The following is a 19,584-nucleotide window of genomic DNA, read 5'->3' as shown; positions in this document are numbered from 1 at the left end:
TGCGCGGCGGGGCGGCCCGGCGGCGCGCCGCCGGCGGTGGACGGCCGGGTCCGCATCGACGTCACGCTCACCGGCGCGTCCGACGGGGAGGCCGCCCGGCGGACCGTCGAACGCCTCCGCGCGGCCGTGCACGCCGTCCCGGACGCCGGCGCGATGGTCGGCGGGCGCACCGCCCAGCTGATCGACACCCAGGACACCGCCACCCGCGACCGCAACGTGATCGCGCCGGTGGTGCTGGCCGTCATCCTGGTCATCCTGTTCGCGCTGCTGCGCGCCGTGCTGCTGCCGCTGGTGCTGGTGGCGACGGTCGCGCTCGGCTACTTCGCCACCCTCGGCGTCACCGCGCTGGTGTTCCAGGGGCTGCTCGGTTTCAGCGGCACGGACGCGTCCGTGCCGCTGTACGGGTTCGTGTTCCTGGTCGCGCTGGGGGTGGACTACAACATCTTCCTGATGACCCGGGTGCGGGAGGAGACGCTGCGGCACGGCACCCGCGAGGGGATCCGGCGCGGGCTGACGGCGACCGGCGGCGTGATCACCTCCGCCGGGGTGGTGCTGGCCGCGACGTTCGCGGCGCTGGTGGTGATCCCGCTGGCGTTCCTGGCGCAGATCGCGTTCATCGTCGCGTTCGGCGTGCTGCTGGACACCCTGGTGATCCGGTCGCTGCTGGTGCCCGCGCTGGCCCGCGACATCGGCCGCGCCGCGTGGTGGCCGACCGCGTCGGACGAGGTCGCGGCCGCGGCTCCCAGCGACCACGCGGCCGTCTGAGCCCGCTCCGGGCCCGCCCCGGCGTTCCCGGTCGGCCGTCCGGGGCGGGTCAGGCGGCGGTCTTCGGCGAGGGCGCGGTCAGGCCGGCGGTGATGAAGGCGATGACGGTGCCGGTCTCGGGCCGCGCGGCGGCGGCGGTCGGGGACGCCGCCAGCGGACGTCCGTAGATCTCCAGGAGCAGCACGAACACCAGCCGCCAGCGTTCGGCGATCTCGCGCACCGACAGGTGCGGCATCGCGCGTCCGAGCATGACCTCGAACGGCACCGGCCCGAACCACGGCGAGCTGCTCGGCAGCCGCCGGGCCGGCAGCACCGAGCGGGCCAGCAGATGGCACAGCATCCGGCCCTTCTCCGTGCGCACCAGGTCCTCGAACGGCTCGACCAGCGCGGCCACCAGGTCCGCGACGTCGAAGGGCGGATCGCCGTCGCCGCCCGCCCGGGACCGGCGGGCGATCTCCTCCAGCCGGTCCGACCACAGCGGCAGCAGCTCGCGCTCCAGCAGCGCCAGAACCAGCCCCTCCCGCGAGCCGAAGTGGTAGTGCACCGCACCCGGGTTCAGCCCCGCCTCGGCGTTGATCGCCCGGACCGACACCTGGTCGACGCCCTTGGCCAGGAACAGCCGCTCCGCGGCCGCCAGCAAACGATCTCGCGTCGAGACGGGTTCCGCTGCCATGCGTCCCATTGCACCACAGCCGCTGGAAGCACGGTCCAATCAGTGATTGGCTGATGTGAGCGCCGTCCACCCCGGCGCGGCGTCGCGCAAGGAGGTCGAGCATGGGAACCTACGCCGTCACCGGATCCGCCTCGGGCATCGGCGCCGCCGGCGCCGCGGCCCTCACCGCCGCCGGGCACACCGTCATCGGGGTCGATCTGCGCGACGCCGACGTCATCGCCGACCTGGGCACCGCCGACGGCCGCGCGACGGCGGTCGAGGGCGTCCTGGCGGCCTGCGGCGGCGTGCTCGACGGCGTCGCCGCCGTCGCCGGCGTCGGCCCGAACGCGCCGGACGCGGCCGCGGTCGTGTCGATCGACTACTTCGGGCCGGTGGCGCTGCTGGACGGGCTGCGGCCGGCGCTGGAGCGGTCGGGCGCCGGACGCGCCGTCGTCATCGGCTCCAACTCGGCGACCACCGTGCCGCTGATCGACGACCGCCTGGTGGAACTCGCCCTCGCCGGGGACGAGGACGCCGCCCGCGAGCACGCCCGCGCGGCGCAGAGCGCCATGCCCCGGGAAGTGCTCGACATGGCGCCCAGCATCGCCGCCTACGCCTCGTCCAAGTTCGCCCTCGCCCGCTGGGTGCGCCGCACCGCCGTCGCGCCCGAGTGGGCCCGGCGCGGCGTGCTGCTCAACGCCATCGCGCCCGGCGCGGTGCTCACGCCCCTCATGCTCGGTTCCACCGGGGCCACCGACCGGCCGGACGCCGACGAGTTCCCCACGCCGATGCCGCTGGGCGTCTTCGGGCGACCGGAGGACATCGCCTTCTGGATCCACCAGTTCCTCAAGCCCGAGGCCCGCTACACCACCGGCGCGGTCCTCTACGTGGACGGCGGCACCGACGCCGCCATACGCCCCGACGCCCAGCCGACGGCGATGACCCTCTGACCGGGCACGAGAACGGCGTCAGGCCACGTGCGCCGGCGTTCGCGTGCCGGTCCCGCCCGAGGACAGCTCCCGCAGCACGTCGGTCATGGCCCGGCACAGCGTCCCGGCGTCGGCGACCAGCGCGGGATCGACGCTCACCCCGAAGTCGAGCTCGCCGTTCCAGCCCAGCGCGCCCACCGCCAGCGGCGCGCCCTTCGCGGTGGGCACGATGGGGTGCGCCGCCAGCACCGGCGCGCCGGCGAGCGTGACCGTCGCGTCGAGGCCGGGCAGGTTGGACACCACGGCCTGGAAGGAGCGCCCCCCGTACACCGACCGGGCGAACGCGGCGTGCACGGGCGGCGGCAGCACCCGGGTCAGCCGCCGCATGACGAACGCGGAGGCCAGTACCCGGGTGCCGGTGCGCAGCCGCTTTCCGGTGGCCGCCGCGATCAGCCCGAGCCGCTCCGCCTCGGCCATCGGGCCGCACGGCAGGTCCACCATGACGGCGGCGGTGTGGTTGCCTTCCGGAGGGGTGCGGGCGGTGCGCGTCATCAGCGGCACCGCGACGCGCAGCGTCGGGCCCGCGGGGCCGGGCCCCGCGCGCAGCAGTCCCCCGACCACCGCGCACAGGATCACGTCGGTCACCCGCACCCCGTGCCGCCGGGCGACGTGCCGCACCTCCGGCAGCGGCACCCGGAAGCCGGCGAAGGACCGCCGCCCCGGGTGCGGCTCGACCGGCGGCGCCTTCCGGGGCCGCCGGTCGGCGGCGAGCTGGACCAGCCCGATCGCCGTGGCCAGGGGGTTGCGCGGGCGGGGCGCCGTCGGCAGGTCCACGCCGCCCGTGTCGGCCAGCCGCAGCGCGTGGGCGATCACGCCCATGCCGTCGGCGACGGCGTGGTGCATCAGGAAGACGACGGCCGTGCGGTCGGCGGCGTAGCCGCGCACCGCGATCAGCCGCCACAGCGGCCGGTCGCGCGGCAGCGGTTCGTCCTGCAGCGCGGCGACCAGCTCGGCCAGCCGCTCGTCACCGCCCGGGGGCGGCAGCGTCACCGCGGTCACATGCCAGTCCCAGTCGAGGTCCGGGTGGTCCACCCACCGGGGCCGCCGGAACCGGGCGGGCGCCGACAGCCGCTGCCGCATCCGGGGCAGCCCGTCCAGCCGCGCCCGCACCACGGCGGCCAGCTCGGCGGCCCGCACCGAGCCGTCGGGGGCGTCCAGCATGATCAGCCCGCCGATGTGCTGGGGCGCCCGGGCGGACTCCACCGCGAGGAAGAACGCGTCCGGCGGCCGCACCCGCCGGCGCGCCCTGGCCGGACGGCCCGCCGCCCACATCGCCGCTCCGACGACGGCGACCGCGCCGACGACGTCCAGCAGGAAGTGGTTGGCGGTCGCCGCGATCACCAGCACGGTCACCAGGACGTGCAGCGCGCCCGCCGCCTGCGTCGCCCGGCCGGCGCCCGCCCGGGCCAGTTCCGCGCTCACCCACACCGCCCAAGCGACGTGCAGCGACGGCATCGCGGCCAGCTGGTTGGCGTGGTCCACCAGCGGGGTCCCCCACGACCCCCAGGTGCCCTCGGCGACGACGGTGTCCACGAAGCCGAGATCGGCGATCAGCCGGGGCGGCATGACCGGCCACAGCGCGAACACCGCGACGCTGAACAGGTTGACCAGCGCGAAGCAGGTGCGGGCCGCCCGGTAGCGGTCGGGCCGCCGCAGGTACAGCCAGGCCAGCATGAGTCCGGTGCTGACCAGGTAGGTGACGGCGTACTCGTAATCGGCCAGGACGGTCAGCGTGTCGTGCCCGGCCAGCCACGTGTTGAGCGGCCGTTCGAGGTCGATGTGCAGCGACCGCTCCCACGCGTACAGGGCGCGGGCGTTGGCCTCCGCCGCCTCCGTCCGGCCTCCGGCGGGCAGGAGGTCGACCAGGCAGTAGAGGGCGAACAGCGCCAGCCCCAGCGCCAGCTCGCGCGGCAGGGGCGGGCCGGCTCCACGGGCGTGCCGCGCCGACGTTTCAACGGTCACATGATCTTCTCTAACCCGTTCCCGCTGCCCGTACGCATGCATGTCACTACGGAGAGTAGTGATAGGCTCCCTTGCGCCAGGCGAGGTCGCGCACGGACCGCCCCCTTTGAGGGCCGATGGTCCGGCTCGTCCTTCCCGTCGATCTCCGATGGGGGCGGCGAGACGCCGGGAGACCACAAAAGCGCAGCAAGGGCGGCACTTCCGGCGAAACGGTAGATCTTCCAGCGCATCCAACTGTAAAGTCTCTTAACAGAGAGCGCTCTCACGATCTGCCCCCGCTCCCGAGGATCGTCATGAGACTCACCGCGCCGGCCTGCGCGGCGCCGTTCGCCGCCGCGCTCGCCCTCCCGCCCGCGGCCGCCCGCGCCGCCCCATCCGTTGATCCTCCTCCGCCCCCCGTACCGTCCGGGAAGTCCGTGCGGCAGCCGCTGCAGCGCGACCCGCGCCTGACCGCCGCGCAGGCGCGCCCGCGCCTTCCCCACGAAGCCGCGGCCGCCCAGGTCGAGCGCCGGGCGCGCACCCGGCCGGCCGGGCGGTTCGGCGGCGCCTGGTACGGCGCCGACCGGCAGCGGACGGCCGTCGGCGTCGTGAACACCGAGGACGCCGACGCCGTCAGGGCGGCCGGCGCGGAACCCGTGCCGGCCCGGCACACCGTCGAACAGCTGGACGGCACCAAGGCGCGGCTCGACCGGGCCGCCAAGACCGCGGGCAGGGACGTTCACGCCTGGTACGTCGACGTGGCGGCCAACACCGTCGTCGTGCCGGCGGCCTCCCGCGCCGCGGCGGAACGCCTCTCAGTCGCCGTTCGTCCGCACCCAGGCGTAGTCGTTGCCCGGAAAGGACGAAGCGGCGCGTACGGCCTGCCCCTCACCACCGCCGGCGGCGCCGGCCGCATCATCGGCTGGCAGGACATGTGCATCGACCTGCCGAACGCCAACGGCGTCGACGGGCAGCGCCCGCAGGTGCGGGACTGCAACGGCACCGCCGCCCAGAACCGGGCCTTCCCCGGTGACGGCGCCATCCGCGCCTTCGGCCTGTGCATGGACGTCGCCCGGGGCTCCACCGAGAACGGCGCCGCCGTCCGGCTCGCCCGGTGCAGCGGGAACCCCGCACGGCATTTCGTCCTCAGCGGCGCCGGCGACCGGGTCGACCCGCAGGCCGACACATGCGTGGACGTCACCGGCCCGGGCGGCGCCGGCACCCCGCCGCAGCTGCGGGAGTGCACCGGCGGCGCCAACCAGAAGTGGCGTCTCGGCTGACCCGCACGAGACCGCCATCGACAGCCGGGGGCGGTGCCGCACACACCGCCCCCACGATCCCCATGGAGATCCGCCATGTCACAGAAGGCGAAGAAGCCCCCCGTCACAGGGACACTGAGGTCCGCGGGCCGCAGACTGCTCACCTGGCTGGCCGCGGTGGCGGTCATGCTGCCGCTCACCGTCGCGGCCGGGGCGACGCAGGTGCACGCCATCGGACCGGACCTGCTGCCGATCACGGTCACCAACAACACCGGACGCGGTGAGCCGGTGTACCTCTACGTCCTCGGCCAGGACCTGCGTCCCGGAGGCAGGCTGGGCTACGTGAACCAGAGCGGGGCGTTCTCGGCCTGGCCCGCGGGCTCGCTGCCGCCGTCCCCGGCACCGGACGTGTCGATCCCCGGCCCGTCCAACGGCGCAAGCACCACCATCTACGTCCCGCGCTTCCTGTCCGGCCGGGTGTACTTCTCCTTCGGGGAGAAGCTCAAGCTCTACCTCACCCCGGACGGCCTGGTGCAGCCCGCGCCGTGGGCGGCCGGGGACGCCAACCGCGACATCCTCTTCGACTGGAGCGAGCTCACCTACAACGACTCGGGCCTGTGGCTCAACAGCACGCAGGTCGACCAGTTCGCGATCCCGCACGCCGTCAGCGTGACCGGCGCCGACGGCACGACCAAGCGGACCGGCCAACTCGTCGACGGCGGCCGCGACAAGGTGATCAACGCCGTCAAGGCGCAGCCCGGCTGGGAGAACACGGTGTACACGCGCGGCGACGGCACGGTGCTGCGGGTGCTGGCCCCCGGCAAGGCCACCGACGCCGGGCTGCTCGCCGGCGACTACCTCGCCTCGTACATCGACAGCGCGTGGAACGCCTACACCGGCAAGACCCTCACCGTCGTGCCGTTCCGCGACCAGCCGGACGTCAAGTACTTCGGCCGCACGTCCGGGAACGTCATGTACTTCACCGACGCCTCCGGCAACCAGGTCCACTCGATCAACAAGCCGAGCACCGCGGACGTGTGGGGCTGCAGCGGCGCCCTCTTCGCCCCCAACGACAACGTCCAGGGCCCGATCGCCCGCACGGTCTGCGCGGCGCTGCACCGCTCCACGCTCGGCACCATCGACACCCAGCCGAGCTACGACCCGTCCGAGTTCTACCGGGGCTCGCCGACCGACCACTACTCGCGGATCATCCACGCCAACATGGTGGACGGCAAGGCGTACGGGTTCCCCTTCGACGACGTCGGCAACTTCGAGTCGCTGGTGCACGACGGCGACCCGCGCTCGGCCTCCATCACCCTGACGCCGTTCGGTTCCGGCGGCTCCTCCGACGGCGGCACCGGCGCGCTGGTGAGCAACTGGAACAACAAGTGCATCGACGTGCCCGGCGCCGACTTCAGCGACGGCGTGCCGCTGCAGACCTACACGTGCAACGGCACCGCCGCCCAGCAGTGGACCTTCACCGGCGGCACGCTGCGCACGCAGAACGACAAGTGCATGGACGTGGCCTGGGGGTCGCGGGACAACGGCGCGGTCATCCAGATCGCGAACTGCAGCGGGAACCCGGCGCAGCAGTTCGTGTTGAGCGAGGCGGGCGACCTTGTGAATCCGCAGGCCGACAAGTGCGTCGACATCAAGGACCGGAACCCGAACGACGGCGCAGCCCTGCAGCTGTGGGAGTGCAACGGCGGCGCCAACCAGAAATGGCGGCGCGGCTGAGCCCGAGCCGCGGCTGAGCGAGACCGGTTCCGCGTGACGGCAGGGGCGGTACGTGCCACGCGTACCGCCCCACTCGGCTTCGCCGTGCGAGACGCACCGTCGGAGGACATCGAACCCGCACGATCGCAGACCGCCCGACGCAGGCGAAGTCGCCCGGGCTGTCGTCGGCCGCGGCGGTTCGCGGGCTCGAATGCGAGGCGGGGCGGCCCGCTCGCAGGGGCGGTCCGCCGCATCCTCCCCGCTCCCGGCGTCGGGACTCGAGCGCCACCGAACAGACCGGTTCCGGCAATGTGATTGATGTCACAATCTGGCCATACCAAGCTAGCGCTTGTGTATTGATGCGCCCGCCGAGCGCGCTTACGTTCGATGCAAATGAACCGGTGAACGAAGGGAGGCCGCCAGGACACGAAGACCTCGACCGCGACGACCGTCCCTGACGCCGAGCGGTCCCGAGGCGCGCGGGACCCGACACCGCCCAGCCACATGGGCGAAACCGAACATCCGTCGGCTCGGCCGACATCCACCCCGGGTGTTTCACGCGCCCACTGCAGAAAGAGAGACGCATGTCTCGCGTAACCAAGCTGGCCGCGATCACCGCGGTCTCCGCAGCCGCCGTCGCGTTGACGGCCACCCCCGCATGGGCCGACAACTGGACGAACGGTCCCTTCACGGCCACGGCCAACAGCAGCAGCCTGGTGGTCAAGGTGGGCGGCACCACCGTCGCCACCTGCAGCGGCTCCACCCTGACCGGCAACATGACCGACACCGGCGCGTTCTCCGTCACGGGGGCCACCGCCACCGGATGCGGTGTCACGGTCACGCCCACCGGCTTCCCCTGGAGCGGAAGCTTCACCAGCGGCACCACCCAGATCAACGGCTTCAAGATGTCCGCTCTCGGCTGCACCTACACCGGCAACCTGAGCGGCTCCTACACCGAACCCGCTCCCCCGGCCATCGTCACGTTCACCGACCAGCCCGTCACGGGATCGGGTCTGTTCTGCGTGAGCAACGTGACCGTCAGCGTCACGTACGTCTTCACCCAGCCCTGACCGCCGGATCCGGCTGATCCGGCATCGGTGAGACCGCCCCTCGCACGGTGACCCCTGCGGCCCCGGCCGCCGGGGTCACCGCCTTTCGGCTGTCTCCCCACATGGCCGCGCGGTGCGGCGGCGGCCCGCACGCGGCCGATCCGCCGGGCACGCCCCTCGCGACGGCGGCCTGGTTCGACAGCCTCCGGGGCACGCTCCGTGCCCCGACCGGCGGCCGGGCGACCAGCGGGGCGCCGCGTCCAAGCAGGCCCCCGCCGACTCCAGCAGACGCACGGCGGCCCGTGTGCCGCCGCCCGTTCGCGCCGAGCCGTCGGTGGGCCTCACCGGGCGACCTGCCGTCGGTATGGGTGACGATCGCGGCGATCTCCTGGAACGGCGTCGGCCCCTGAGTGCATCTGCAGGCTCGATCCAGGTTCGCGGCCGTCATCGGTGTCGCAGCGCCCCAGTGGACTGCACTCCGCGGCGTGCGGGCACCGGGCCCGGCGCTTAGACCCGGCCGTCCGGAACTCCCCCGGCCACGATCTCCCGGAGCGAACCCGCCCATCACCGAAGCCGACCTGCCGCCCCCCTGTGACGGCTGAGGTCTGCGCGCACAGGTCCTGAGGGGATGAGGTCACCAGGGATCCGCGGGGACCGGGAGCGTGCCGGAACGTGGTGCCGTGGCACTGTTGCGGGCCACGCGCGCCAGCCGCAGCCCACTCTCGGTGAGGGCATGCTCGAACGCGCGGCCGTGGCAGGAGACGGCCCGCGTCCGGGACGCGGGCCGTCCAGTTCTCTACGGCATGCCGTCACCCAGGCTGCGACCGCCTACCCGACGCCTCGTGCGGCCCGCGCGCCGGACGCGGCCGCACGCGTTGCCGTCCCGACGGCGCCGTCCGTCACCTGACGACGGCGGGTGCGCAGGCGTCGCACCATGGCCTCGGTCCGCACGATCTCGCTCAGGGCCGACTGCAGACCTGCCGCCCGGCGCGCCGACCGCGTCGGGCCGACGGGTCATGCGGTGTCACGAAGACCGCTGGGCGACGTCCACGCCTCCCGCCCGGCGCGCTTCGATGAACTCGGCGAACGCCTCCCGGTCGTTGCGACGCGGAAACGGCTCGTCGGGGACCTCGACGCCCAGGAAGCCGCACAGCGGCTCCCACCCCTGGCTCGCCCGGAAGACCAGCAGCCGCTCGGCGGGCAGCGCGCGCCGCACCGCCTCGTTGTGCTCGGTGAACGTGCGGATGGCGTGGTCCCTGTCGGCGAACCGGCCGCCGAACACCCCGTCCCACACCACCTCGTGGGACATCTCCCGCAACGCGGCGTACACGGGGTCCACCCCGGACTCCGGGAGCGGCGCCATGGCGGTCTCGTAGATGCTCCGGTGCGCGCTGTCGTACCAGCTTTCGGGGTCGCGGACGGTCAGGACGACCTTCGCGGCGGGGAACGCGTCGGCGATCTGCCGCCAGAACCGCGCACCCGGCCAGTCGACGGTCGACCGGTAGTTCCGGTAGACCTCCGTCCAGTCCACCGCCTCTCCCCGGGCGGCCCGCTTCCACAGCGCGATCTGGCCGGGATCGTCGAACAGGGCCAGCATGTGGTGGCAGGGGCCGAACCCGAGCCGTTCCAGTGCGACCTTGAGGGACAGTGTTCCGGTGCGTCCGAATCCGACGCCGATCACTTCGAGCATGGTGACTCCATGAAGTCCGTATTCGCAGATGCGGCGCCCGGGCCGGCGCCGTCCGGCCAGCGCGCCCCGGCCCGGGTACGGGACACGCCGCGATGGGTGCCGCCGGGCCTCGCGCCCGGTGGTCTCAGGCGCCGCGGAGCAGCATGACGCAGATCGTGGCCCCGGGGCCGAAGGCCATGGCGACGCCGTGTTCCCCGCGCTTCAGTGGCCGGCCCTTCTGCAGGCTCTCCAAGACTCCGAGGACTGCGGGGGCGGCGGTGTTGCCGTAGTCCCGCATGACCGCGCGGGACGCCGCCAAGGACGTCTCGGGCAGCTCGCACACCTCACCGACCCGGTCGATGATGCGGCGGCCGCCCGGATGCACCGCCCACCAGGTGATGTCGGAGCCGTCGAGGCGATGCCGCGCGAGCAGCGCGTCGACGGGCCCGCGCACCGCCGCGGCGACGACCTCCGGCATGGTCGGCGCGAGCCGGATGTACATCCCCAGGTCTGCGACGTGCACCTGGAGGTCGTCGGCATGGGCCGGCACCGTGAGCTGCCGAGTGTCGACGATCTCCATGCCGTGCGCGCCGTCGCCGCCGGGGGTCAGCACCACGGCGGCCGCGCCGTCGCCGAACAGGGTGAGGCAGACGGCCTTCTCCTTGTCGTAGGGGGGTGGCTGCAGGTGCGGGGAGAACAGGTCGACGGCCAGCAGCACCGCGGGCCTGCGGTGGGTCTCGACCCAGTCGCGGCACGCCGACAGGGCGGGCAGCGCCGCATAGCACCCCATGGGCCCCAGCGACAGCGTCGCGGTGTCGTCGCGCATCCCCAGGGCGGGTGCGAGGGCGTCCAGCCCCGGCGCGGAGTGGGTGGTCGTGGTCACCGTGGCCAGGAACCCGATCTCGTCCGGCCGCAGACCGGCGCGGCCGAGCGCCAACGTGATCGCCTCCGTGGCGAGGGCGCGGGCCTCCAGCAGGCCGCGGTCCATCCGTACGCTGGTCGGCCACCATCGCGGATCCTCCGCGAAGGGGTTCACCGCCATGCCCTTGGTGTCGATGGCCGAGTTGCGCACCACCCGGGCGACGTCGTCGCCGCCGACGTCGGCGGCGAACAGCTTGGCGAACTCCTCGGTCCTCACCAACGGCGGCGCGCAGAAGGAGATCTCGACGATCCTTGTCGATGGCACGGCGTCCTCCCTACAGCCCGGCGGCCCGGACCGGTGTCACGGCCGACGCGCCGATCACGCGGCCGCGCGCGTCGAGGGCCTCGGCCTTGACGAACCGCGCACCGGCCACGGCCACGGACGGCAGTGCCGTGGCGGTGTCGAAGCCGTTCCAGGCCGTCTGGGCGACCGGCCGCAGAGCGGCCCGCGAAGGCCCGGCCAGGATCCGCCAGCGGGCGACGCCGGTGGCGCCGTTCCAGACGATGCGGGCGGTCGAGCCGCTCAGCGACACGGTGGGCGGTGTCAGGGGACGTCCGTGCCACGGGGCCCGGTACGCCCGGTAGGTGCTGAAGCCCTCGGCGAACGTGGCGTCCAGCAGCAGCTCGCCGGTTCTGGAGAACTCGGAGAAGCCGCCGGCGCTGCCCCAGGAGACGACGGTGTTGCCGTTGGGGAGTCCGGCGGCGCCGCCCATCGTCGCGGCCTTCTTGTCCTGCGGGTGGGCGATCTGCCGTACCAGGGTGGCCCGGCGCCGTTCCCGGTCCAGCTTGATCCACACCACGCGGGACAGGCCGTTGTCCCCCTCGTTGTCGAAGATGCGGATCGTGTCGCGGCCCACCGCCCGGGCGTCGTGCTGCCGTTGGAAACGCACGCCGTCCGCCAGTGCGAAGGTGCTGGAGCGGCCGCCGAGCCGCCAGACGATCCGGCCGGTGCTGCGGTCGATCTTGTAGACGGCGCTGGTGTTCAGGGCGGAGACCAGCAGGTCGCCATCGGGGTCGAGGTCGATCGAGTTGACGTGGAAGTAGTCGTAGGGATTGGATCCCGGCGGCGGCTCCAGCTGGCTTTCGGTCAGCGGGACATGGTCGAGGCTGCTCCAGCGCAGCAGCACCTCACCGGTTTGCACGTCGATCTCCTGGACGATGCTGTCGAGCACCACGCCGTCCTCGGCGCCGCCGACCGGCGACAGGTCGTACGGCACCTCGCGGTACACGGTGACCAGCGCCGTTCCGCGCGGGGTCAGGAGGAACTCGTGCATGTCGAGGTTCGGCAGCTTCGCGATGATGCGGTAGTGCGAGTCGGCGATGTAGCCGGTTCCGACGGTGATGCCGGCCCCGGGAACGGTCTGGATGCCCTCCCACCAGGTCAGCACCTGCCGGCCCCGGTAGGTCTGCACGCGCACGTCGCTGCTGAAGTGGTCGTCGGGAATCGGGCGGAACCACACCGGCCGCCCGCGGTCGTCGACGATCTGGGGTCCGCGCGCCGCGGACGTCATGGGGTTCTGCGGTCCCAAGAACAGCAGGCCGGGCGCAGTGCCGGGCCGATGGACGCCCACCGTGACCTCGGGCGGGGCGTCGGGCGCGGCAGCCGAGGCCGACGCCGCACCGACGGGCAGGAACACTCCCGAACCGGCCGCCAGCAGCGGCGCGGCCGCTACGGCCAGGCCTCCGAGCAGGGCGGTCCGGCGCCGGATTAACAAGGGAAGCAAGGCCGCACCTCCGTGCTGCGAGCCGACCCGGGAGCCTGGATCCGACGGTCCGGGCGTCGATGGCCCGCCACGGGGGCGTCACCCGGCCGGATCTGTGCGGAGCGGAGGAGCCGATGCGTCCGGCGGCGTCCTCGCCGCCCGCCGGGGACGGATAGGCGGCGGCCCTTACGGCCTGGTCGGAAGCCCCCTCCTCGGCGTTCTCGGGCCGGTGCACGGTGATCTGCGGGAGCCCGGCTCGCAGCGCAAACGCCATCGCCGCCCGCCGGGGGCGCCGCGCCGCGATCCGCGGCGAGTCCCCCGACCGGCGGCGAACCGTTCCACCTCTGCTCTGCCGGATGAAGACGGGATACGGATTCCAAGTGGCACTCCTCAGAATCTGAAACCACCCTGGCGGCAACGGAACGAAAGCCGGGCGCTCCGAGATCGGCTTACTTGCACGTTCCATTGCCGGCGGGCGGGCGCAGCGAAAACCTGTGCAGCCGTCCACATGATTCCGCCGATCGGCGCTGATCAGCGGTCAGCACAGAAGAGAGCGTCCCGCCGAGGGCAGGCTACTGCGCAGCGGAATTCCGGCCACGTGACCGCGCCATCGCTCACCCGAGGACGAGACACCTCCTTCGCCGCGGTCTGGATTGCAGCGAACCGGCGGTTTTCGCCGCCACCCTCTGATTGGAGTTGATGCTAATCAATCTCGGCAATCCGTCCTATGGCCGGACCGGATGCGGTCATGTAACCATGGTGAAACCGGCACAACATCATCATCCCGGCCCCGCAATCCACATAACCGACCAATCGGGGTTTACCGGCTTGCACACCGCACACAACCGAGTTGGGCCGCATCGGCCGGAGGGCCGGCAACGGACTGAATGACATATATTCTGTACGGTCACCACCATGATCGGGGTTGCGGAGCCGCCGCCCCCTTCGGCGCGGTGCCGGTCCCGTCGTCAGACGGGCCGAGAAGGCGTCCGACCATCGAACCGGAACCTGCCGCCCGCCACGGCGACCGGACACGCCCGCCCACACACGTCTTGTGCCGCCTCACAAGCGGACGTCCCCTCAGCGGCATTTCGACAGACCTCATACCGTTCTCGTCGACGCCCCCAGCGGGTGCGCTCGTCCAGAACATCCTTGTCGGCATCGCCGTGATCACAGGCCCGGGGCGCCCTCCGCCCACCCCACGGCCGCGGGCTGACGGCCGACAACCAGGTCGAACACCTCGTCGGCGCCGCGACGAGCACCGCGCCCCCGCAGGTGCAGCATCCCGATGGCCCTGGCGGCGTTCGACGGCCAGGACTCGGGGCGACCGCAGTCGGCGGCAGCTTCGAACCGTTCACCCATCAGCCGCTGCTCATTCGCCCCGCCGTCCGGCCAGAAGAAGTCCCTCTTCGACCAACGCCATCTCGGCTTCGACTCTGCTCCAACCAGCGCATCACGCCGGCATTCGTACGTCCCACCCCACTTGGCGATCCACCGATTCCAGCGACACCCATGGGACGAATGCAGCGTGACAATCCCCGCGCCGACGGCTACACAAAAGCACCCCTCCCCGCTGAGACCGAGCCGCTCGCATCCATCAAATTCCACCTAACGCGACAGTTCCATGCGTCCACCGAGTCCCGAACTCTCCTGCGAAAGCACCGCCATGGCGTCGACTCAAACTGAACCGGGACAACGACGATCCGTACCGCGGTACCCCCAAAGACCACGGCCCGTCGCCGCCTGCGACTCATGGCGAGGTCGCGGCGCCGAACCTCACCACCGTTCACCGGCTCCGCGCCCCTCGGGCACTCGCCGGAGCACGCCACATACATCTGCGGCTCCTCAGCACACCGATGGATCGCCGCCCCTCCACACACAGCGGAAAATGTTTTGACAACGTGGTTCACGCTTTGCCAGGCTCGACCCCGTGCTGAGACGACCGGTCGGCGACGTGAGTTGCAGAAGGGTTGTGCACGGAGCTTGCAGCTCCACTGTTTTCGCCATCGTCAACGCGGATTTCGAACCCGCCGAGACCTACGAGTTCGTCGACAACGCGCCTGCAGACCCCCGAGGCGGACCCCCTGAACTCGCACGCCGAGGACGCCCGCCGCTTCAAGGACGCCTTTGCCGACGCCATGCGGGAGGCCCTGGGAGAGACCGCGATTCGGGTGGTCCTCACCCGCTTCGTCTACCACACGCTCGACAGCAGCGAGAATGGCTTCGCCGCAGCCGCCCATCATATGGTGCATGAACTGCACCGAAGAGTGCAGTTCGAACTGACCGAGCCGGTGCGCGGCGTGCACGCCCGGGATTCCGGCACGAACTACCACGGCGACTCCTACTTCTCTGAAATAACCGTCGACTTCGAACCGGCGGAGAACTACGAGTTCGCAAGCCGGGTCGACGCGGAGCAGGCATACGTGGATGCCGTAGACAGGGATTTCCGCTTCCGGCTTGGAATCTCGCCCGTCCGGGTCATCCTCACCGGTATCAAGCACCGCAACATGGACGAAGACCACTCCTGGGGCGCCGTCTACCTCGCGGTGCGGCAAGTGCGCAAGCACCTGCGGGAATGGGTGACGCCCACCAAGGCGGTCCCATCTGCGCAAGACGGCGTGCCTTGAGTACGCGCAGGTACGTCTTCCTGGACCCGGACGGCATGGCCGGCGGCTGGCTGTACGTGGTCGTGGAAGCGCCGACCGGCGTCTTCTACCAACAGCAGTACGGCGGTACGGCCTGTCGGCAGGGTCAGGTCGAGGGCTATCTGGTGCCCGTGTTCGGTCCCGACGCCCTGGATGCGCTGCGGACGCTGTTCGAGCAGCACTTTCGGAGCGCCGGAACCTGGCACCATTCATGGACTGCGCAGGAACGCGACCGCCTTCGGGACGCTGTGGAAGGCATCACCTTCTGGGCATGTGACGGTCAGACCGAGGAACCCCACACCCTGAAGCTGGACGAGAACCGCATGGCGGACGCGGATGAGGCTTGGATCCCGGTGCTGACCCCGGACGGTCCAGGCGTGCTGCTGTGGTGCAACTCCGACTGAGCACCGGCAGCCCCGATGGAAGGCCCCGCGATACCCGGACAGCCGGTTGAGCGGCTGTCCGGGCATGGATGGCGGCGCGAGGGGTTGGGCGCAGGCGGTGAAGCGCGGGTGAACGCCGGGACGGGGGCTCGGGTCGCCGCCGGCGTTGATCGTCCCGCACCGCTTCCTGCTCGCCGGCGACGACCCGCGCCGCGGCGCGATCGGACCTTACCGTGCTCCGGGTGCGGGAGGCGTTGCCGATCTCGGCGACGAGGATGCCGGTGTGCGTTCCCGTCGAGGTCCACATCGGTGGTCCGCCCCTGCGGCGTACTTCCGCGTCGTTGGGCGCCGCGCACATGCTCCAGCCGCTTCCTGGAGCGGCGGAAGGTGATCAAATAGGTGGACGCGCAGCTCAGCGACGTGGGGTTGGTGCCGGCGTCCGGGGCATGTGGTGCTCAGCGGGGTGCTGAGGGCGGGGTGGTCCAGGGAGACAAGAGATCCGGTATGCATCATTCTCATCCATAAAATCCGGATTATCAGGATTTGGCCTGGTGGAGAGCGGGCAGTGCATACCGGCGTGACCTGGCAACTTGAAGGAGACGCCGTGAAGTGGATCATCTCTGCTGTCGTGCTCGCCGCGATGGCCTTCGCCGGCGGCGGTGCCGCCCTCGCGAACGTCGGCAAGGAGCCCGTCAGCCGGGAGCAGTACCGGACGCTCATCAACCAGTGCCGGTACGCCGGGACCGAGGCCGCTCGGCGGAACTGCCGCGCGGAGGTCCGGAAGACCTACAAGATCGGCACCTGGAACTCCGCACTCAACTGCCGTACGTATTCGAGCGTGACCGTGTGCGGCAAGCTCAACCTCAGCGACCACCAGCGGGCCTGCGTGCGCGACTTCGTCCGGCGCGGCCTGACCTACAACCGCGCCGAGGTGGAGTGCTACGCCTTCCTCAAGGGCAACTAGCACAGCGCTCCCAGAGCCCCGCGCCCCCGCGGGTGACCGACAGGGGCGTTCCCCTCGCCCCACCTCATGAGCTCCCCATCGCGTGATGCCGCCACCGGGCGTCCAGCCTCCCCTTCGACGACAGAACGCTCATCGAGATCAGGTGGGGCGGGAGAAGCGGCGGGCGGCCAGGAGCAGGCCGAGGAGGGCGCCGACGGTGATGAGGCCCCATTCGGCGAGGACCGGGGGGTGCCAGTGGCCCCAGGCCAGCTGCTGGAACAGCGGAGCCGGAGGGTCGGGCAGATAGGCCGCGACGGTGCGGCGCATGCCGTCGACCGCATAGCTGAGCGGGTTGACCAGTGCCAGCGTCGCCATCCACGTCGGCATGGCGGCGAGCGGGAACATCGCGCCGGACAGGAAGATCAGCGGCGCCATGAGCACGGTGAGTGCGGTCCCGAAGGTCTGCGGCCGGCCGACCAGGGTGGCCGCCAGCACTCCGAAGGCCGTCATGGCGAGTGTGGTCAGTGCGAGCTCGACCAGGAGCAGCGCGTACAGGCCGACGTCGAGGGGAATGCCGATCGGGGTGGCGGCGGTGAGGAGGATCGCCGCCTGGCAGGTGGCGACGGTGGTCCCGCCCAGGCATTTGCCCATCAGCAGCGTGCCGCGCCGGACCGGGCTGACGAGCATTTCGCGGAGGAAGCCGTTCTGGCGTTCCCACAGCACCGAGGAGCCGACGGCGACGGCCGGGCCCTGGGCCGCCATGACCAGGATGCCGGAGAAGAGGAAGAGCTGGTAGGCGGGTCCTCCGGATGACGGCAGGAGACCGGCCACACCGGCGCCGAAGACGAACAGGAACAGCAGCGGCTGCAGCAGCGAGACGGCGGTTCCGGTGCGGTCGCGGGCGAAGTGCAGCAGCTCGCGCCGCCAGATCATGCGCAGGGCGCGCAGTTCGGCGCGCAGGCCCCGGGAAGCGGGCGCGGCCGGTGGCGGCGGGGCGGACGGCGGCTCCCCGGCCGGATGCCCGGGGTCGGGGGGTGGGCCGTCGGGCTCGGTCGGGGCGTCGTCGCGGATGCGGTGCCCGGTGTGGTGGAGGAACACGTCATCGAGGCTCGGCGGGACGACCTTCGCCTCAGAGACGCAGATGTCCAGTTCGGTGAAGATCTGCCGCAGGACCCGGGTGCTGTCGGTGGTGCGCAGCGACAGCCCGCGCGGCCCGGTGGTCGCGGCCAGGCCGAGACGGTCGCGCAGCAGCCGCGCCGCCGCCGCGTCGTCGGCGGTGCGCAGGTCGATCCGGTCGGCGCCGAGGATCGACTTCAGTTCACCCGGACTGCCCTCGGCGACGATGCGGCCGCCGTCGATGATGGCGATGCGGTCGCACTGGTCGGCCTCGTCCAGGTAATGCGTGGTCAGGAACAGCGTGACCCGCTCGCTGCGGCAGACCTGCCGCAGATACCGCCAGACCTGGGCGCGCGCCTGCGGGTCGAGGCCGATGGTGGGCTCGTCCAGGAAGAGGACCTGGGGGCGGTGCAGCAGAGCGCGGGCGATCTCCAGCCGCCGCCGCATGCCGCCGGAGTAGGTGCGCACCAGCCGGTCGCGGTGGTCGGTCAGCCCGACCAGGGCCAGGGTCTCCTCGATGCGGGTGGGCACCTCGGCGACGGGGACGTCGTACAGGTCGGCGTGGAAGCGCAGGTTCTCGGCGGCGGTGAGGTCGCCGTCCAGGGTGGTCTCCTGGAAGACCAGGCCGAGACTGCGCCGGGCGCCGGCGGGGTCGGTCCGGGTGTCGTGGCCGGCGATCTCGACCAGGCCCGATGTGGGCGCCGACAGCGTGCACAGCATCGCGATCGTCGTCGTCTTGCCCGCGCCGTTGGGGCCGAGGAACCCGAAGCTCTCGCCCGGGGCCACGGTCAGGTCGATCCCGTCGACCGCGGTGACGTCCGCGTACTGTTTGCGCAGGCCGACCGCCCTGATCGCCGGGACGGCGGGCCCGGTTCGCCGGGACGCCGGCGCCGGGCCCGGCCGCAGGCTCACGAGTGGTCCGCCAGACGCTCGGCCCAGTGCTCCGGCACGACGAACCCGAAGCTCCACCGGTGCCGCTCGGTCGGGTTGACGATGCAGTGCCACAGCAACCGGTCCGGCTCCTGTTCGATCTTGAAGAATCGCGCCATCCGGGGGCGTTCCCGAAGGGTGACCAGCTCGCCGGTGGCGGGGTTCTGGTAGCGGAAGAAGGACGTGTGCTCGGGGTCGGCGAAGTCGCCGTCGAAGTCGATGAGGTACATGCGCCAGCCCGGCTGGTCCTCGTTGGTGTGCCAGAGCCGGTAGGAGGACGGCGGGTACCACATGCTGCCCGAGAACCGGACTTCGTCGCCGAAGACCTTCTCCAGCGCGGCCACGACGCGGGTCTTGGCCGCCAGGTAGTCGTCGTAGCCGGGGTGGGCGACATGGTCGTCAAGGTTGATCAGGTGGAAGTCGCGCCTGACGTCCCCGGCGGTGTCGGCGGCGGCCCGGTCGCGCCAGGCCCGGTACTCGGGGCTGGACGGCGCGAGCGAGGTCGAGTGCAGGTCCTCCTCACGGAACGACTCGTGGAAACGGGTCAGGTCGACCGTAGGCGGCATGATCTTCAGCCGCGGGAGTTCGTCGATGACCGGCCCGAACCCGGGCAGCTCGCTCAGGTCGTACTCGTGGTGGAAGACCTCGCCCGCCGCCGGTTTCGCACGTTCCGCGGCCGGGGCGGCCTCCGCGGCCTTCGCCGCCTCCGCGGCCTTGCCCGCCTCCGCTTGGGCGGCCTGGGTGGACGCCACCATGAGGTCGCGGACGGTGAAGTCGTAGCCGCCGGCACGGGCGAGCCGGATCACCTCCGCGGCCCCGGTCAACGCCTTCATCTGCTGCCGGACCTGCGGGTCCTCCACGGCGAGGCGCAGGAACCGGGTGCAGGACTCAACGGACATCGTG

Annotated in this window: 16 protein-coding genes; 8 read left to right on the top strand and 8 right to left on the bottom strand. The window is 71.9% G+C overall.

What is annotated here, in order from left to right:
- Positions 1 to 765 (top strand): MMPL family transporter (locus tag ABD879_RS12780; protein WP_345020910.1); only part of this gene is annotated, 765 nt, incomplete at its 5' end.
- A gap of 49 nt (positions 766 to 814) precedes the next feature.
- On the opposite strand, the gene ABD879_RS12775 is transcribed toward ABD879_RS12780, so the two are convergent.
- Entirely contained in the window at positions 815 to 1,438 is a 624-nt protein-coding gene (locus ABD879_RS12775) for a TetR/AcrR family transcriptional regulator (protein ID WP_345020907.1), read from the bottom strand.
- Positions 1,439 to 1,539: 101 nt separating this feature from the next.
- Here ABD879_RS12775 and ABD879_RS12770 point away from each other — a divergent pair, with 101 nt between their 5' ends.
- Complete coding sequence (locus ABD879_RS12770) at positions 1,540 to 2,367, top strand: SDR family oxidoreductase (protein ID WP_345020905.1); 828 nt, start codon at positions 1,540 to 1,542, stop codon at positions 2,365 to 2,367.
- Between the two features lie 18 nt (positions 2,368 to 2,385).
- Here ABD879_RS12770 and ABD879_RS12765 read toward each other — a convergent pair whose 3' ends face one another.
- Positions 2,386 to 4,368, bottom strand: coding sequence for a bifunctional phosphatase PAP2/O-acyltransferase family protein (locus ABD879_RS12765; RefSeq protein WP_345020903.1), 1,983 nt, complete (start codon positions 4,366 to 4,368; stop codon positions 2,386 to 2,388).
- Between the two features lie 293 nt (positions 4,369 to 4,661).
- Here ABD879_RS12765 and ABD879_RS12760 point away from each other — a divergent pair, with 293 nt between their 5' ends.
- The 3 genes from ABD879_RS12760 (at position 4,662) to ABD879_RS12750 (ending at position 8,392) form a co-directional block, all read left to right on the top strand.
- The gene (locus ABD879_RS12760) at positions 4,662 to 5,627 is read left to right on the top strand and encodes a ricin-type beta-trefoil lectin domain protein (protein ID WP_345020900.1); all 966 of its coding nucleotides are present in this window, start codon (positions 4,662 to 4,664) and stop codon (positions 5,625 to 5,627) included.
- A 75-nt stretch (positions 5,628 to 5,702) separates the two neighbouring features.
- The gene (locus ABD879_RS12755) at positions 5,703 to 7,343 is read left to right on the top strand and encodes a glycoside hydrolase family 64 protein (RefSeq protein WP_345020898.1); all 1,641 of its coding nucleotides are present in this window, start codon (positions 5,703 to 5,705) and stop codon (positions 7,341 to 7,343) included.
- A gap of 563 nt (positions 7,344 to 7,906) precedes the next feature.
- On the top strand, positions 7,907 to 8,392 hold the full coding sequence (locus ABD879_RS12750; RefSeq protein ID WP_345020895.1) for a hypothetical protein: 486 nt from the start codon (positions 7,907 to 7,909) through the stop codon (positions 8,390 to 8,392).
- A 1,003-nt stretch (positions 8,393 to 9,395) separates the two neighbouring features.
- Here the strand turns inward: ABD879_RS12750 and ABD879_RS12745 are convergent.
- From ABD879_RS12745 to ABD879_RS12730, 4 genes are all read right to left on the bottom strand, one after another.
- Positions 9,396 to 10,061: a sulfotransferase family protein gene (locus ABD879_RS12745; RefSeq protein WP_345020893.1), complete on the bottom strand. Its 666-nt coding sequence runs from the start codon at positions 10,059 to 10,061 to the stop codon at positions 9,396 to 9,398.
- Between the two features lie 124 nt (positions 10,062 to 10,185).
- The gene (locus ABD879_RS12740) at positions 10,186 to 11,226 is read right to left on the bottom strand and encodes a type III polyketide synthase (protein WP_345020891.1); all 1,041 of its coding nucleotides are present in this window, start codon (positions 11,224 to 11,226) and stop codon (positions 10,186 to 10,188) included.
- Between the two features lie 10 nt (positions 11,227 to 11,236).
- Positions 11,237 to 12,685 (bottom strand): arylsulfotransferase family protein, encoded by a 1,449-nt coding sequence (locus ABD879_RS12735; RefSeq protein WP_345020889.1) that lies wholly within the window; start codon positions 12,683 to 12,685, stop codon positions 11,237 to 11,239.
- Between the two features lie 1,149 nt (positions 12,686 to 13,834).
- Entirely contained in the window at positions 13,835 to 14,026 is a 192-nt protein-coding gene (locus ABD879_RS12730; RefSeq protein WP_345020887.1) for a hypothetical protein, read from the bottom strand.
- Positions 14,027 to 14,802: 776 nt separating this feature from the next.
- On the opposite strand from ABD879_RS12730, the gene ABD879_RS12725 reads away from it, so the two are divergent.
- The 3 genes from ABD879_RS12725 to ABD879_RS12715 all read left to right on the top strand — a co-directional run bounded on the left by ABD879_RS12725 (position 14,803) and on the right by ABD879_RS12715 (position 16,656).
- On the top strand, positions 14,803 to 15,291 hold the full coding sequence (locus tag ABD879_RS12725; protein WP_345020885.1) for a hypothetical protein: 489 nt from the start codon (positions 14,803 to 14,805) through the stop codon (positions 15,289 to 15,291).
- Positions 15,292 to 15,326: 35 nt separating this feature from the next.
- The gene (locus tag ABD879_RS12720) at positions 15,327 to 15,713 is read left to right on the top strand and encodes a DUF6210 family protein (protein ID WP_345020882.1); all 387 of its coding nucleotides are present in this window, start codon (positions 15,327 to 15,329) and stop codon (positions 15,711 to 15,713) included.
- A 583-nt stretch (positions 15,714 to 16,296) separates the two neighbouring features.
- Complete coding sequence (locus ABD879_RS12715) at positions 16,297 to 16,656, top strand: hypothetical protein (RefSeq protein WP_345020879.1); 360 nt, start codon at positions 16,297 to 16,299, stop codon at positions 16,654 to 16,656.
- 138 nt (positions 16,657 to 16,794) lie between these two features.
- Here ABD879_RS12715 and ABD879_RS12710 read toward each other — a convergent pair whose 3' ends face one another.
- A complete protein-coding gene (locus tag ABD879_RS12710; RefSeq protein ID WP_345020877.1) occupies positions 16,795 to 18,663 on the bottom strand; it encodes an ATP-binding cassette domain-containing protein in 1,869 nt (622 codons plus the stop codon).
- Positions 18,660 to 19,580 carry a Nif11-like leader peptide family natural product precursor gene (locus tag ABD879_RS12705; RefSeq protein ID WP_345020872.1) on the bottom strand — a complete coding sequence of 307 codons (921 nt, stop codon included), beginning with the start codon at positions 19,578 to 19,580 and terminating at the stop codon, positions 18,660 to 18,662. The genes ABD879_RS12710 and ABD879_RS12705 overlap by 4 nt, the downstream gene beginning before the upstream one ends.
- Positions 19,581 to 19,584 lie beyond the last annotated feature (4 nt).

It is taken from the genome of Actinomadura keratinilytica, from assembly GCF_039539665.1.
GTDB lineage: Bacteria > Actinomycetota > Actinomycetes > Streptosporangiales > Streptosporangiaceae > Spirillospora > Spirillospora keratinilytica.
This window is presented reverse-complemented; position numbering and strand designations above follow the sequence as displayed.

Coding starts and splice junctions, on each gene's coding strand:
- ABD879_RS12775 (WP_345020907.1), bottom strand. CDS start 1,438: ATGGCAGCGGAACCCGTCTCGACGCGAGATCGTTTGCTGGCGGCCGCG.
- ABD879_RS12770 (WP_345020905.1), top strand. CDS start 1,540: ATGGGAACCTACGCCGTCACCGGATCCGCCTCGGGCATCGGCGCCGCC.
- ABD879_RS12760 (WP_345020900.1), top strand. CDS start 4,662: ATGAGACTCACCGCGCCGGCCTGCGCGGCGCCGTTCGCCGCCGCGCTC.
- ABD879_RS12755 (WP_345020898.1), top strand. CDS start 5,703: ATGTCACAGAAGGCGAAGAAGCCCCCCGTCACAGGGACACTGAGGTCC.
- ABD879_RS12750 (WP_345020895.1), top strand. CDS start 7,907: ATGTCTCGCGTAACCAAGCTGGCCGCGATCACCGCGGTCTCCGCAGCC.
- ABD879_RS12745 (WP_345020893.1), bottom strand. CDS start 10,061: ATGCTCGAAGTGATCGGCGTCGGATTCGGACGCACCGGAACACTGTCC.
- ABD879_RS12730 (WP_345020887.1), bottom strand. CDS start 14,026: ATGGGTGAACGGTTCGAAGCTGCCGCCGACTGCGGTCGCCCCGAGTCC.
- ABD879_RS12725 (WP_345020885.1), top strand. CDS start 14,803: ATGCGGGAGGCCCTGGGAGAGACCGCGATTCGGGTGGTCCTCACCCGC.
- ABD879_RS12720 (WP_345020882.1), top strand. CDS start 15,327: ATGGCCGGCGGCTGGCTGTACGTGGTCGTGGAAGCGCCGACCGGCGTC.
- ABD879_RS12705 (WP_345020872.1), bottom strand. CDS start 19,580: ATGTCCGTTGAGTCCTGCACCCGGTTCCTGCGCCTCGCCGTGGAGGAC.